This is a genomic window from Bacteroides sp. AR20 (assembly GCF_964250605.1).
GTDB classification, from domain to species: domain Bacteria; phylum Bacteroidota; class Bacteroidia; order Bacteroidales; family Bacteroidaceae; genus Bacteroides; species Bacteroides uniformis.
Window position 1 is genome coordinate 166,063 of record NZ_CAXUGK010000003.1, and the last position, 15,808, is coordinate 181,870.

9 protein-coding genes are annotated in these 15,808 nt (G+C 45.1%); all 9 read right to left on the reverse strand.

Going from position 1 to position 15,808, the window contains the following annotated elements:
• The gene (locus tag ACESTD_RS03130; protein ID WP_243634935.1) at positions 1 to 1,404 is read right to left on the reverse strand and encodes a sulfatase; all 1,404 of its coding nucleotides are present in this window, start codon (positions 1,402 to 1,404) and stop codon (positions 1 to 3) included.
• A gap of 19 nt (positions 1,405 to 1,423) precedes the next feature.
• A complete protein-coding gene (locus tag ACESTD_RS03135; protein ID WP_057281412.1) occupies positions 1,424 to 3,160 on the reverse strand; it encodes a family 43 glycosylhydrolase in 1,737 nt (578 codons plus the stop codon).
• Positions 3,161 to 3,254: 94 nt separating this feature from the next.
• Positions 3,255 to 4,988 (reverse strand): family 43 glycosylhydrolase, encoded by a 1,734-nt coding sequence (locus tag ACESTD_RS03140; RefSeq protein ID WP_118274612.1) that lies wholly within the window; start codon positions 4,986 to 4,988, stop codon positions 3,255 to 3,257.
• A gap of 56 nt (positions 4,989 to 5,044) precedes the next feature.
• Positions 5,045 to 6,610, reverse strand: coding sequence for a sulfatase (locus tag ACESTD_RS03145; RefSeq protein ID WP_120128702.1), 1,566 nt, complete (start codon positions 6,608 to 6,610; stop codon positions 5,045 to 5,047).
• Positions 6,611 to 6,643: 33 nt separating this feature from the next.
• The gene (locus tag ACESTD_RS03150) at positions 6,644 to 8,914 is read right to left on the reverse strand and encodes a glycoside hydrolase family 3 N-terminal domain-containing protein (RefSeq protein ID WP_120128550.1); all 2,271 of its coding nucleotides are present in this window, start codon (positions 8,912 to 8,914) and stop codon (positions 6,644 to 6,646) included.
• Between the two features lie 11 nt (positions 8,915 to 8,925).
• Positions 8,926 to 9,777 (reverse strand): endonuclease/exonuclease/phosphatase family protein, encoded by an 852-nt coding sequence (locus ACESTD_RS03155; RefSeq protein WP_373158654.1) that lies wholly within the window; start codon positions 9,775 to 9,777, stop codon positions 8,926 to 8,928.
• Positions 9,778 to 9,839: 62 nt separating this feature from the next.
• Entirely contained in the window at positions 9,840 to 11,171 is a 1,332-nt protein-coding gene (locus ACESTD_RS03160; RefSeq protein ID WP_118274618.1) for a glucoamylase family protein, read from the reverse strand.
• A gap of 68 nt (positions 11,172 to 11,239) precedes the next feature.
• Positions 11,240 to 12,748 (reverse strand): RagB/SusD family nutrient uptake outer membrane protein, encoded by a 1,509-nt coding sequence (locus ACESTD_RS03165; RefSeq protein WP_373158653.1) that lies wholly within the window; start codon positions 12,746 to 12,748, stop codon positions 11,240 to 11,242.
• Between the two features lie 25 nt (positions 12,749 to 12,773).
• Positions 12,774 to 15,779, reverse strand: a complete 3,006-nt coding sequence (locus ACESTD_RS03170) for a TonB-dependent receptor (RefSeq protein ID WP_120128556.1) — start codon at positions 15,777 to 15,779, stop codon at positions 12,774 to 12,776.
• Between the last annotated feature and the right edge of the window lie 29 nt (positions 15,780 to 15,808).

Consider the following 15,808-nt stretch of genomic DNA (forward strand, 5'->3'; position numbering starts at 1 on the left):
TTATACTATTTCCGGTTCTGTCAGCGGACGACATTGCCAATATTTCCTTTCCCACTGCCGATACACCTTCCGCAAACGGTCAATGTCTTTCCGGTAAGCCGAATCATTAATCAGATTGCACATCTCATGAGGGTCTTTCTCCAAATCATAGAACTCTTCACGCTGACGGGGCCAGACAAACCAGCTTTCTTGATTCTCATCGAGTGCGCCTTCTTCATGGAGTTGAAGCATACGGCGCATCATCGGCATGTTCAGACGAAATCCTACCGGCTGATAGCCGGGCTGATTGGGAGTATAATTACAGATATAACGATAACGGCAATCGCGCACGCCCCCCTGCTGGTCATAGCACTTATCCATACGGTCACGTGCGGCAAAAACATAGCGCCGCGATGGCGAAGCATATTTCCCAGCAAATGCCTTGCCATCCATATAGGCAGGAGGCTTGATACCCGCCAATGAAAGAATCGTGGGTGGAATGTCAATGACACTGCGAAGTCCATCATCAATACTGCCGGCCAATCGTCCGTCCGGATAACGGATAATGAGAGGAATATGGGTACCAACCTCTGTTATTTCACGTTTCTGCCGAGGAAGCGGTCCGCCATTATCCGAATAAAAGATAAGAATAGTATTATCCCACTCGCCTGCAGCCTTCAGTTCATCAATCATCTGGCGGACAAAACAGTCCATGCGGTAAATATTGCTGTACATGACAGCTATGTCGCGGCGCACAATGCTGTCCTCAGGATAATAGGGAGGCAGTACCACATCGTCGGGAGAGACGTATAGCGTATCCTTTGCACTTTCCCATACCTTCTGCTCATGCGAAGCAAGGGTATTGAATATAGCGAAAAAAGGCATTCCCTTAGGACGATTGCGCCAATGCGCCTGCCTACCGCATTCGTCCCAAGCTGTCAAAGGCGATAGAAACTGATAGTCGGTCTTCGGATTGTTCGTACAATAATAACCAGCGGCACGCAACAGCTCAGTATAGCATTTAATTCCTTCAGACAACACAATATCGTAACCGGTTACTGCTGGCGGACGTGCAATCTGCCCCCCTTGCGTACGCATATAATTAGCTTTAATATGTGTGGGATACATTCCCGTGATGAGTGCCGCACGCGAAGGAGCACTGACACCCACTGTCCCGTAAAGGCTGGTATAGCGTACGCCCTCTGCCGCAAGGGCGTCAATAGTGGGAGTCACTGCCACACTGTCACCAAAACAGCGTAGCCAAGGACTGATGTCTTCGCATACCACACAAACAATGTTGGGACGAACAACCTCGCCATCCTCTGCAGCAGAAACAGAAGTTCCACCGGCCTTTACTCCCTGCGATACAGCACAAGCTGCCCAAACGGTACCACCACACAAAAAAGAGTGTATTATCTGTTTCATTATTACTCAATTTACATAATCAGTGAGCCTCTCGAAGAAAGACACGTTGCGAAATACCATTTTCATTAAACGATTCGATGGCAAAATAATATTTTTGTCCCACCGTGAGGGCACGTAAGTCTAATGAATTATCGCCATATACCATCCACGAACTATACAATTTATCAAGAGCAACACCCCACAATACATTATAGCCTTGCGCACCCTTCACCGCTTTCCAAGAAATGCGGGCATTACGTTCGTCCGCTTCACGCACTACCGTAAAACCTTTTACCGTAGCCGGTTTTTTCCCACGTCCCAAACCGAACACGCGAATATCCCCCATTGCCAGATTCTTGCCCGGCACGTAATGGTGGCGATAACGAATATAGCGTGCTTCTATCGGTTGATCCAGTTCTATGTAATTATGAGGGGCATCACGGAAACTGTTGCGATAGTCCACCAATACCCGCCAACGGGCACCATCCACCGAAGCTTCTACAAGATAGCGTTGCCGGAGGTTTGGCATACGTCCCCAAAATCCGGTTTCCTCATAGTCAAAGAAATTCAGTTGCAAGGCATACACGTCACTCACTTCTTCAAGGTCTATCTCCACCCATTGCTTATCGTCATTTTTTTCGGCCACCCAGAAGGTTTTCAAGTTCTCGTCCGTCACATTTTCCACCGGATAACTTTCTAATTGCGAAGAAGCCTTCACGGGTTTGCCATAAGAAAGCAACATCCAGCCCCGGAAACCACCGCTTGTCGTCTGTCGCGAAACCTGGTCGGGAGAATAATGAGGATAATCGCCAAAGTAAGTGTCGGAGTACATCGCACCGTCTTCGTCAAAAAATGTAGGAAACATACAAAGCCTACGCTCAAACTTATAATTAATGGACAGATGAATCGTACCGAAATGCCAGTAAATTCCTCCGGGACCACAAACCGTACTTCCATGCCCGGCACCGGTAGCAAATCCTCCCGGCTTGTAACAAAACGGATTATGAGCCGCATACTCGAAAGGCCCCAAAGGAGATTTTCCTACATAAACACCGTCACCATACACATTGAACTGAGTGCCCGGAGCGGCATATTGCAAATAATATTTCCCATTGTGTTTCGTCATCCACGCACCCTCGATGAATGGTTTGATGTCACTGGTATGATTTTCGCCAAAACGTTCCCACCCATGAATGTCAGGACGGAGAAAGAGCAGTGAATCCGGCTTTTTCGCTATCGGCAGGAATTTATTCTTCATATCAAGTTCCTTACCACGGATAGGCCAACGGTTGGAAGACCCCCAATACATATAAGCACGTTCATCATCATCAATGAAAAGGGCAGGATCCTGAAGGTCGTGGAGCACCGATGGCACTGCCTTCCAGTCCCCCCGTTTGGGATTATCGGTATACAGTATGCTCATGGCTCCGGATGGATTCCCACAAACATAGAGTACGGAATCTTTATAATTATGGGCAGCAGGAGCATTGCAACCTTCGAAATACCATTTTTCGGGAGTAATAAAGTCCCAATTCAGCAAGTCCTTGGAATGCCAATAACCCCAGGAACGGGTAACGAACATATAATACTCCCCCCGAAACTCCACTACGGCAGGGTCGGCACCCGAACGATAGGACTTGCCCAAATGGGAATTGTGAAAAGGATAAGTATAGTCCAGATTAAGAGGGTTACAGTAGGTAGTAGTACGATATTGTGCATGTAATGAACCGACGAACAACAACATCAACCAAGCGATGCAATACGACTTTTTATCCATAGTTTTATTAAGCTGACAATAAACAAAATACACATAAAACGACAAATAAGGGTGTGTCAAAACGGTTGATGGCACACCCTCATTTTACAACACATTATTTCACTTCTTTTACGACAGAAATTTGAGATACACCGTTTTCATTGAAAGATTCGATAGCAAAATAATATTTCTGGTCGGTAGAAAGACATTTCATCAGATGCCTACACTCGTCACCATACACCATCCAAGAACTGTAAAGCTTGTCCGGCGCAATACCCCAAAGGATGTTGTATCCTTGTGCACCTTTCACCGGTTTCCAAGTCAGCGTGATGTCACGGCGATCTTCGTGACGGCGAGGGTCAAATGTCTTCACTTGAGCAGGCGCCTTACCTTCGCCCAGACCGAAAATACGGATGGCAGAAATGGAAAGGTGCGGTGTGGGAACATGGATGTTTTTGTAACGTACATAACGTACCCGGGCAGGGATTTCCAGTTCCACATAATCGTGCGGAGTGTCTTTGAAACTGTTGCTACGGTTGACAAGACGTATCCAGTTGACGCCATCTACGGAACCTTCGATAGTGTAACGGTGGCGCAAATCGGGATAACGACCATACATATCACTCTTATAATCGTTGTAATTCACCTGAATAGCGTTTACAGTGGCAGGTGCCTGAAGGTCTATCTCCACCCACTGCGTTTCATCGTTGGAAGAAGCCAGCCAATAGGTCTTGCAATTCTCGTCCGTCAATCCGGCAGCTGTATGACCCTCTACAGCCGAAGAACCTCTGGCAGGCTTGTTGTAAGAAAGAAGCATCCAGCCGCGGAACTCCCCTTTCTTTCCCGGCACAGTAGGTGCATAACGGGGATAATCTCCAAAACGGGTGTCACAATACATGATGCCGTCTTCGTCAAAATAAGTAGGGAACATGCAGAGACGGCGTTCCCAGTGCATATTAATGGGCAGAGCCATAGAACCGAAATGCCAATATTGCCTACCTGGTCCGAGCACCGTACTTCCATGACCGGCACCGTTGATATAACCGCCAGGCTTATAGGAAATGGGGTTATGTTTCTGATAGGTATAAGGTCCCATCGGATGGTCGGCCACATATACACCATCGGCATATACATTGAACTGAGTGCCCGGAGCGGCATATTGCATGTAATACCTCCCGTTGTGCTTTGTCAACCACGGTCCTTCGATATAGCCGCCCAGCACGGTATCGGCATGATTTTCTCCAAAACGTTCCCAACCATGTTTCTCTGGGTCGAGATTGAAAAGTTCCAGCTTCTCGCCTTCTTGTATGAAACGATGGTTCTTGTTGAGCTTCATGCCGCGAATGGGCCACTTGTTGGAAGAGCCCCAGAACATGTAAGCACTGCCGTCATCATCAAGAAAAAGGTCAGGGTCTTGCAAGTTGGTGATGATTGCAGGAGTGGCTTTCCAGTTACCCGACTTGGGGTTGTCGGTATAAAGCACACTCATCACACCCGAAGGATCGCCACAGACATAAAGTACTGAATCCTTGTAGTTATGTGCCGCCGGAGCGTTACAACCTTGTGGATACCAGTTTTCCCCCGGATTGATAAAATTCCAGTTTTGCAAATCCGTAGAATGCCAGTAGCCGTGCGTACGGGTAACGAACATATAATATTCTCCACGAAACTCTACTACGGCAGGGTCGGCACCCGAGCGGTAGGAGATATCTTTCGAAGAATTGTATATCATATAGGTATAGTCTACATTCAGCGGATTACAATAAGTATCCATGCGCATGTCCTGCGCCAAAAGGGGAGACGCCAAGCATAATAATGCCAGCAGCAGATTAGTAATCAGTCTTCTCATTATCTTTTATCTTTATTATCAGGTTATTAATGTTCAATATGTCTTCCGGTAGCTTTTCAGCGGCATAACTCCTGCGGCACATCGTATTCTTTTTGCAAGCGTGCCAGTTCAGCCTTCAGTTCGGTGGTAATCTTCTCCATTCCCTTCTTCCCATAAAGATTGTGCATTTCTTCAGGGTCTGTCTTGAGATCATAAAGTTCCCAATTGTCATCCACGTAGAAGTGCATCAGCTTGTAGCGTTCCATCTTCACACCGTAATGGGCACGCACGCTGTGGAAGCCGGGAAACTCATAATAGTGATAGTACAAGGACTTACGCCAGTCGCGCGGTGTCTTACCTTTTTCCACCAGTTCCTTGAACGAAACGCCCTGCATGTCCTGCGGAATGGAGATGCCGCACATATCAAGGAAAGTAGGAGCAAAGTCGATGTTCTGGGTCAGACCTGTAACTTGCGTACCCGGTTTGATATGTCCCGGCCAGCGCATCACCATCGGCATACCAAAAGACTCTTCGTACATGAAACGCTTGTCAAACCAGCCATGTTCGCCCAAGTAGAAGCCTTGATCGGTGGTATAGACTACAATCGTATTCTTGTCCAACCCCGTACGTTTGAGATAGTCCAGTATCTCGCCCACACTCTCGTCCACACTTGCTACACAAGCCATGTAGTCTTGCAGGTAACGTTGGTATTTCCATTCAGCCACTTCCTTAAATGAACGTGGCTTGGAATAGAACTTATTATTTCGATCGCGGTAAGCATCAAGGAAACGGCGGCGTTCTTCCGGTGTCATTGTTCCCATGAAAGCGTGCGGCCAAGGGTCAAAGAGCAGGCTGTCGCTATCGATACCCGCAACCATCTTCAAATCGTGACCTTCGTACATGTCACGGTATATATTCATCTTCTGCATCTGTGCTGCGTAACGTCCCTCATAGGCATCGTAATAATTATCGGGAAGCGGGAACTTGGCGTGTTCATACAAACGATAATGCCGTTCGGCAGGTACCCAATTGCGGTGAATGGCTTTGTGGTGCATCATCAGGAAGAACGGCTTGTTCTTGTCACGACCGTTGTCCATCCATTCCTCACAATATTGAGTGATGAGGTCGGTCACATATCCTTTATGAATAGTAGTGTCCCCCTCGGTAATGAACTGTGGGTTACAGTATTCGCCTTGGTCATTGAGAATCATCCAATGGTCAAATCCCGTCGGCTTGGAAATAAGATGCCATTTACCGATGACGGCAGTCTCATAGCCGCCTTGTTGCAACAGTTTAGGCAACGTCTGCTGAGAGCCGTCGAAACCTAGTGCCCAATTCTTCATGAAGCCGTTCTTATGGCTATGCTTGCCAGTAAGTATCGCGGCGCGACTGGGGCCTGAAATAGAATTGCAGCAATAATTATTCCAGAACACAGCTCCTTCCTGCCCGATACGGTCAATATTAGGAGTAGGTGCCACTTTACCTATAGGATGACCATAGATACTCATAGCCTGCTGTGCATGGTCATCACTCATGATAAAAATAATGTTAGGACGTTCACCGTCTTGTCTGCTTTGTTCCTGAGCCTGAACAGCAGGAACCAATGGAAGCATGGCAAGTCCTAAAGATAGTTTATGATTCATCATCTTCAATGATTTATAAGATTTTTCAATTTATCATATCAACGTAAAAACAGATTCATTCCGCTCATCTGCCGACGATGTTCCTACCCAGAGCCGGAATTCCCCCGGTTCCACCTGCATCTTCATATCAGCACCACAAAAGGCAAGGTCTTCTTCAGTCAGCACAAATGTCAGAGACTTCTTCTCGCCAGCCTTGAGATACAGCTTTTGAAAACCCTTCAATTCTTTCACCGGACGAGTCACACTTCCCACAAGATCGCGAATATAAAGCTGTACCACCTCTTCACCACCGACTTTACCGATATTGGCTACATCCACTGTAACGGTAAGTGTTTCCCCCTTTTTCAGCTCCTCCTTGTCCAATTTCAAGTTATCCACCTCAAAGCTAGTATAACTTAAGCCATATCCAAAAGGATAAAGCGGAGAATTGGGACAGTCAATATAAGAAGACTTGTAGTCCATCTTCGGATTGTCCGGAGGAAGCGGTCGTCCGGTGTTCTTGTGGTTATAGTAAAGCGGGAGCTGCCCCACCGAACGTGGAAAACTCATTGTCAGCTTTCCGGCAGGATTATAGTCGCCTGCGATGACATCGGCAATGGCATGACCACCCATCGTGCCCGGATACCAGGCTTCGAGAATAGCATCCATATTCTCGTCCTCCCAAGTAAGTTCCAGCGGACGACCGTTCATCAATACCAATCCGATGGGCTTACCCGTTTTCTTAAGTTCCTTCAGCAAGTCGCGCTGCGAAGCAGGCAGGGTGATGTCCGTGCGGCAAGCAGCCTCGGCACTCCAGTTCTGGTCTTCACCGGCAGCAACCAGAATGACATCTGCCTGACGAGCCACGGACACAGCTTGTGCAAATCCTGCAGTTCCAGGCTTGCGAAGATTGCAGCCTTCGGCATAAAGAAAACGTACGTTCGAGTTTCCGTACTTTTTTTCCAACCCTTCAAAAAGAGTGACACTCCGTTGACGGTCTCCCCGTCCACCCCAACCACCGTTCACACTGTTACGTTCTTTCACCATAGGACCTATCAAGGCTACAGTCTTACGTTCGGAGGGTTGTATCGGGAAAAAGTTATTCTCATTCTTCAACAATACTACCGACTTACGAGCAGCATCGCGCGCTGCTTCCAAGAACTCGGGTTTCATGATAGTAGCCTTCTCACGCTCCTCATTCAGATAGCGGTAAGGATCGTCCATAATGCCTAAAAGGAATTTCATCTCCAGAATGCGGCGTACGGCATTATCAATGGTTTCTTCGTTCACCTTGCCCTCTTTCACGGCTTGCAGCAGATGTGCATGAAACACACCTCCGGTCATATCCATCTCGATGCCCGCATTGGCAGCCAACTCGGCGGCATGAGCCTCGTCGCGTGCCACGCCGTGGGGAACAAGCTCATTGATAGCCGTATAATCCGTCACTACAAAACCGTTGAACCCCCACTCATCGCAAAGCACATCCTGATAAAGGAATTTACTGGAAGTGCAAGGCACACCGGAAATCTCATTGAAGGCAGTCATGAAAGTAGCCACACCCGCATCTTTGGCAGCCTTGAAAGGCGGGAAATAAATATCGCGCAAAGAGCGCTCGGACACATCAGTCGTATTATAATCACGACCTGCTTCAGCAGCACCATATGCACAGAAGTGTTTGGCGCAAGCCAGCATCTTGTCCAGCCGCATCAAGTCTTCGGGCTTCTCACCCTGGAAACCACGTACACGTGCGGCAGAGAGCAATGAACCCAGATAAGGATCCTCACCAGAGCCTTCCATTACCCGTCCCCAACGTGCATCACGTGAAATGTCCACCATGGGGGCAAAAGTCCAGTTAACACCCACTGCCGAAGCTTCGGCAGCGGCAATGGACGCACTTCTTTCTGCCAGTTCGGCGTCCCAGGCACACGACTCGGCCAAAGGAATAGGGAATATCGTTTTAAAACCGTGTATCACATCGAAAGCAAAGAGCACTGGAATCTTCAACCGGGATTCCGCTAGCGCCGTCTCTTGTGTCTTGCGGATGGCGGCAGAAGAAGTGGCATGGAAAAGACTACCTATGTATCCTTTCTTCAATAGAGGTTCAATGTCCGTATTTACTTGCGGACCGGTCACAATATCGCTCTTGGCAGAATATTGGGTCATCTGACCTATTTTCTCTTCAAGTGTCATCAAGGCAAGTACAGAATCGACACGCTCTTCTATCCGTTTGTCACCGCTGTAACTCTGCCAATCACCGGCTCCTGAAGTACATGCCATACCCACAGAAAGTATCAGGGCAGCTCCAATCAATAATTTCTTTTTCATAGTAAATGCTTTTATAGTTTTAAGATAGCCATTACGGGAGCATGATCGGAGAGATAGCCGTTGTCCGGCTTATCATCAATGGTTCGGTAACGCTCCACCTCTACAGCACCTTTTATAAAAATAAAATCTATCAACCTACGTTTCTCTACCGGGATGCGCCCGAAGTCATGGAAACTCCATGTCGGTCCGTAAGCGACTTTCGCCGTAACGCAAGCATTCTTCATTCCACCTTCCGTCAATACAGTGACCGGCTCGGAATCTACCGTTCCATTAAAGTCTCCGGTAACAATTACCGGAAGGTCACCCGCCATTTGTTTTATCTTCTCAAGTATCAGCACGGCACTTTCGCGACGTGCCACTTTACCTACATGATCGAAATGAGTATTGAAAGCAGCTATTTCCCTACCACTCACCTTGTCTTTCAGTACCGCCCAAGTCACAATACGCTCGCAAGCCGCATCCCAGCCTTTCTTTCCGATGGAATCAGGAGTTTCACTCAGCCCAAAATTTCCACTCTTCAATAGTTCGAAACGGTCTGTCTTACAGAAAAGAGAGCAATACTCACCTTTCTCTTCTCCATCTGCACGACCTACACCGAGAGCGGTATATTGCGGAAGACGCTCCTTCAAGTCATCGAGTTGGTTCTTCACCACCTCTTGCATGCCTATAATGTCCGGAGCATAATAAGCAATCATTTGTGCCGCATGGTCCTTGCGGTATTTCCAATTGTTCATACTGTCCGCCACATGATCCAAACGGATGTTGAACGACATCACCTCTACTTTGGCTTCCGGTTGCCTGCCGCACGAGGCGACAAGCAATGCGAAAACAACCAATACACTATTGATAAACACGTTTTTCATGGTTACAAACCTTTTTAATCTATGTAAAACCTAATCAGAATCAAAGAATCCTATCAAACAACCTAATCGACCTTGTTCAAATAAGGAGAAGTAAAGCCTAATCTCCTCAAACCCTTCTGCACATCGGGATGACTCATGAAAAGTTTCCAAATCAAACCGGTACGATAGTTCTCTATCATCACAATAATCGGCCCTTGGTCAATGGCAAGATACGAAGGTGCAAACCAATTCTCCGTCAAATTGAACGCATCCTTGAAACCATATTCACCCCAAAGACGGTCACCCAACTCTTCATAGAAATAACGCATGGCTTCCAAAGAATATTCAGGTGCATATGGAATAGAGGAAAGAGCAGCGGTAGGTGTAATCACACCACGGTCATTACCGGGACTATGGGCAGAATAACCTTTGTCACCGTCACTGGCAGTCAATCCCCAACATTTTTCGCCGTAACCCTTGTAACCCTTCGGATTGTCAATGCAGTAGGCACGGTTAATCAAGGTATGAGCCTTCATCTGTTCCTCGTAATCGGCATAACGATCTTTCAAGCCACGTGGGTCAAGCCCCATGTAAGAATAATGAGTGAAGAAGAGAGGACCTCCCTTTCCGTGGTTGTTTCCAAGAGGAAGCTTGATACCGTAATACTCCCGACCGTTCAGAAAAGTATTCGCATTGGCCCAGCCTTTATGATAAACGCTCTCGGCAATCGGATAAGTAGGGGAAGACGCGCCCAAAATGTAAACAATGTGACACTCGTTATGACCTTTAATCTGATGATTCATCGCCCATCCGTTGTTTGGCGACCAATGCCAATACATCACATCTTGTCCCTGAGTAAAAAAGTTCCATTCTGCTTGACGCCACAGATTATTGATTATCCAGCGGATACGGTTTTCCGTCGGATTATCCTTTGTAAAATACTGATGGGCAGCCAACAAGCCTTCGAACATGAAAGCGGATTCTACAATATCCGCTCCATCGTCCTTACGACTGAAAGGAATGGTCTTGCCGGTTTTACCGTTCATCCAATGTGCCCACATGCCGTGATAGCTGTCGGTATTCTTGTCGCTCAGAAAGCGGACTATCTTCAACATACGTTCAGCGCCCTGTTCGCGAGTGACAAAACCACGCTCTATGCCGACAATGATAGCCATCACTCCGAAACCCGAGCCACCGATGGTAGCTGTCTCGGCACCTCCGTTGCTCCGTTCATGTGCCAATCCTGATTCGGGATGGGCAAAATCCCAAAAGTAACGGAAAGTTTGCTTCTGGACAAGAGTCATGAGTTCATCATCGGAGAGTTGCTTTTCTGTCACATCAGATGGTGGATTTATGGCATTTACCGAGCACGAACAAACCCCAAAAAACAAGAAAAAAAGAAATATATTTTTCATAATACCTATTTTTAAACATTTTAACCACATAAGAAGTAGGAGTAGCCTAAGGCTACTCCTCACACACCTTATTTATTTTGCTTCAATATTCCTTGAGAAATATCAATCTGCTTCTGTGGAATGTAGAATGTAGAATGCTGGCTCATATTGAAGTTTGTCTTTCCATGGGCCTTCAGCATCTTTTCCGCATATCCGGGAACAACTTTATCAGCACGAATCAAATCAAAGAAACGGTGTCCTTCCATTGCTAATTCAATGCGGCGCTCATTACATATGATTTCACGCAACTTAGCTTTATTCCTCTCTGTTATTTTAGGTAATACAGTGGGATCATCACCGGACTTACGAGCACGGTCTCTGACCAATTCCAATTTAGCCAGGGCGTCATCTACTAATGGATCGCTTTCACCATTTGCCAACTCATTGCAGGCCTCAGCATACATTAACAGTACATCCGCATAACGCAGAAAATACAAGTGGCAATTTTGTTTAGCAAAATTATTGGCATTCCAATAAGTTGTAGGCCACATTGTCTTTTTATTGGCGCGCGGTTGTACTCCCGGTTCGTCCTTGAAGTTTATAACCCCAACTCCTTCCATATTTTCGCCATCGTAAATGATAGTAGCCTCCCGTCTCGGATCACCTGATTCATAAGCCTTATCCAAAGATTCTGACGGAGAACAGAATCCCCAACCTTTGAAACCTCTGACACCTTGCCACTTCACATATTCGGAAGCCTTATCTCTCGTCTTGTCTGATCCCCACAAATACTGGTCGGCCAGCATCACTTCATCAGAATAATAAGAATCCGGGCTAAACAAATCACGGTAATTGTGATGCAGGTTATATTCTCCCCTACTTATTACCTGCCCTGCATATTGTTTTACACTTGCATAATCTTGACGGAACAAATAAACTTTAGCCAACAAGCCTTCTGCAGTTCCTTTCGTAACTCTTCCTCGCTCAGCAATCCCCCATTCATCACGGGTTGGCAAATTCATTGCCGCATAAGACAAGTCATCAATAATCTGCTGATAAATAGCTTCTTCAGAAGCGCATGGCTGATCGTATTCATCGGGATTCTGAACTTTAGTAACCAAAGGTACGCCACCGTAAGTTCTCACCAAGTTAAAGTAAAAGAAACCACGGAAAAAACGCGCCTGTGCAATGCTTCTAATCTTTAACTGCTCATCTTTCAACACATCCAAATTATCCAATGCTACGTTACAGAATCCGATTCCTTTATAATTGCCAGTCCACCAGCCGTTCAATTCAGAAGTATAAACATCATAAGTAAAATCATTCAATGAATTCACGCGAGCATAACTACCGTCTGCCGGTGAACTTCCTGTATCAGAATTGTCACTCGGCACCTCCATAATGCCAAACCAAGAAAACCCGATCAAGTCCCAACTTTTCATTTGAGAATATATAGCATTAATTCCCATCAAAGCACCTTCTTCTTCCCCGAAGAAAATATCTTGCGTCAATTTCCCTTGCGGCTTTGTATCCAAAAAATCAGAACAAGAGGTAAAGACCAATGCTGAAGCTAATAAAAGTGAATATATCTTTTTCATAATCATTTCCTATTTTTATTTTCCATTAGAATGTAAGATTCAAGCCAAAACGACAAGTAGCGGTAATCGGATAAATATCACGGTCAAGCCCCCCTAAGATTTCGGGAGTAAATCCGTTATAATTCGTAAAATAAAGCAGGTTATTACCTGAGAAGTACAATCTCAAATTCTGGATATGCACTTTTTGCATCAAGTTTTTTGGGAATGTATATCCTAATTCCACAGTCTGTAACTTCACATAGTTGCCACTCTCAACATAACGGTCGGAAACAAAATAATTGTTACCCTCAAATGTCATGCGCGGAATGGAAGTATTCCTATTGTTTTCAGTCCATCTATCCAAGAACGAACGATCCCAGTTATCAACACCAGCATTTCTTTCAGCTTGTTTGGCATTATAAATCTTATTACCAAAATTACCCTGCAAATCAATTGACAAATCAAAGCCTTTCCAAGCGGCAGTTATACCCAAACCACCGATAAACTTCGGAGTAGGAGAGCCTAAATCCGTACGGTCTTCAGCAGTTATATATCCATTGCCATCCGTATCTGCATAAATCAGATCACCCGGAGCTACATTTGCCTGATACTTCTTCTTCGCATCACCGGAAGCAGCCGCAGCCATCGCATTATACTGCTCAATCTCCTCATTACTTTGGAAAATACCAATAGTCTTGTAACCATAAAAATACTTGATTGGCATTCCTTCTTCTGTCATATGAACACTTTTTCCGGAACCTATATCCCCACTGGTGATACGTTTACCTCCCAAATTAGTCACCTCATTCTTAATTGTAGTTCCAGTCAAGCGGATGCCATAACGAAAATCCTTAAACGAGTCTTCCCATTTCACCGTAAAATCAAGTCCAGAGTTACGTACTGAGCCCACGTTTGTTTCTACAGAGGCAAGTCCTACAGAAGCAGGAACATCCACATTTACCAACATTTCTTTTGTATCTCTTCTGTAATAGTCAAACTCTAAAGAAAAGCGATTATTGAACAAGCCTAAATCAAAACCAAGATCCAACTGCTCTGAACGTTCCCAATGGATTTGTGTATTATAAAGAGAAGTTACAGTACCACCAGAATAATAATCACCACCAAATACAGCATCATAAGTAGGGGCTACATTAGCCAATGCATAATATTTGTCATTACCAATCTTATCATTACCAATTTGCCCCCAGCTACCTCTAATCTTCAAGTTACTCAACCATTCAACATTATCTTTAATAAAAGCTTCTTCAGAAATCCTCCATCCGGCAGCTACTGACGGAAAATATCCCCAACGGTTATCCGGTCCAAACTTCGAAGAGCCATCGGCACGTATAGAAGCCGTCAACAAATATCTGTCCATTAAAGCATAGTTGGCACGGAACAAGTAAGACATCATGGCTTCATGTTTTCCATTATTCTCAAGTCCACGTGTATCGCTTGAAGACTGATCCAAATACCAATAGTCTTCCACTTCTGAGAAGAAACTACGTCCTGACCCGCCTAACTTTTCATTAGTGTATTTTTGAGCAGTAATACCACCCAAAAGATTCAGACGATTTTTATCATTGATTTGCCAATCATAAGTCAAGATATTCTCCCACAGCCAAGTAAAATCTCTAGTCCATGTTTTAGACAAGCTGTTCTCATCTACCTTTTGATACTCCGAGATATAATACTTAGGAGTAAAATTACGACTTCTACCATTAATATAATCAATGCCCAAGCTGGTCTTAAAATTCAACCCTTTAATAACTTCCCAATTCAAGAATGCACTACCCACAATTCTATCTTTCCAATTATCACTATTCATATAATGGAGGGTAGCAAGCGGATTAGCAGTAGATGCCACCTGAGGATCGGAGAAATTACCATTCTCATCATAAGGAGTAATGATAGGACTCAGTTTATAAGCAGATTTTACAACTCCCTTATTTTCATTTTTTGTATGACTAAAAGAAGCCGATAAGTTATGCCCGATAGTCAAATGTTTGTTTATTTTATATGAATTATTGGCACGCAAAGTAAAACGGTCATAAGAATTTTCCTTTATGATACCATCCTGTTGGAAATATCCGGCACTCAAATTATAACGTACCTTTTCTGTTCCGCCACTAACAGCAACTTGATAATCACGGACAGACGCTACTCGGAAAATCTCATCGAACCAATTGGTCCCTTTTCCGAAAGAAGCCGGGTCATCATAAACAAGACCGCCATCTGGATTAATATTCAAGTTAGCTTCATTTTGCAGCATAGCATATTCAGAAGCCGTACACATCTCAAACTTACCGCTATTTTGGAACTGAAATCCTTCACTGGCAGTAATGTTCACCTGTGCTTTACCTTCAGCACCTTGCTTGGTGGTAACAATGATTACACCGTTAGCACCGCGAGAACCATACATGGCAGTAGCAGAAGCATCCTTCAATACCTCCATGGACTCAATATCATGGTTACTCAGGAATGATATATCGTCCATAAACATTCCATCAACCACATAGAGCGGATTGCTATTATTAGTAGTACCGATACCACGAATGCGCACTTCAGGAGAGCTACCCGGAGCACCGCTTGCAGAGATAAATACACCGGACACACGACCTTGCAATGCGTTAGCCACATTAGGTGTAGAAATCTTTTTCAAATCATCGCTCTTGATAGAACCAACAGCACCGGTCAAGTCTGATTTACGCTGTACACCATAGCCTACAACTACAACTTCATCAATCAACATATTGTCTTCTTGCATTACTACATTAATAGTAGTACGACCATTCACTGCTATTTCTTGGTCTTTCATACCAATATAGCTATAAAGCAAGACAGCGTTACTGGGAACATTGGTAATCTTATAATCACCATCAAGTCCAGTAACGACTCCTTGTTGAGGAGCCCCCTTTACCGAAACTGTAGCACCAATAACAGTCATTCCCGTCTTGTCGGAAACGACACCCGAAACCGTAATTTTGTTCTGCGCCATCGAAACAACGGCAAACAACAACATCACACATGTAATTAATAAATTTTTCTTCATTTTGTATTGATTTAAAATTCTTTTGCAAA

Excerpts from the sequence above, each read along its gene's own strand:
- ACESTD_RS03130 (WP_243634935.1), bottom strand. The coding sequence starts at position 1,404 with ATGAAACAGATAATACACTCTTTTTTGTGTGGTGGTACCGTTTGGGCA.
- ACESTD_RS03135 (WP_057281412.1), bottom strand. The coding sequence starts at position 3,160 with ATGGATAAAAAGTCGTATTGCATCGCTTGGTTGATGTTGTTGTTCGTC.
- ACESTD_RS03140 (WP_118274612.1), bottom strand. The coding sequence starts at position 4,988 with ATGAGAAGACTGATTACTAATCTGCTGCTGGCATTATTATGCTTGGCG.
- ACESTD_RS03145 (WP_120128702.1), bottom strand. The coding sequence starts at position 6,610 with ATGAATCATAAACTATCTTTAGGACTTGCCATGCTTCCATTGGTTCCT.
- ACESTD_RS03150 (WP_120128550.1), bottom strand. The coding sequence starts at position 8,914 with ATGAAAAAGAAATTATTGATTGGAGCTGCCCTGATACTTTCTGTGGGT.
- ACESTD_RS03155 (WP_373158654.1), bottom strand. The coding sequence starts at position 9,777 with ATGAAAAACGTGTTTATCAATAGTGTATTGGTTGTTTTCGCATTGCTT.
- ACESTD_RS03160 (WP_118274618.1), bottom strand. The coding sequence starts at position 11,171 with ATGAAAAATATATTTCTTTTTTTCTTGTTTTTTGGGGTTTGTTCGTGC.
- ACESTD_RS03165 (WP_373158653.1), bottom strand. The coding sequence starts at position 12,748 with ATGAAAAAGATATATTCACTTTTATTAGCTTCAGCATTGGTCTTTACC.
- ACESTD_RS03170 (WP_120128556.1), bottom strand. The coding sequence starts at position 15,779 with ATGAAGAAAAATTTATTAATTACATGTGTGATGTTGTTGTTTGCCGTT.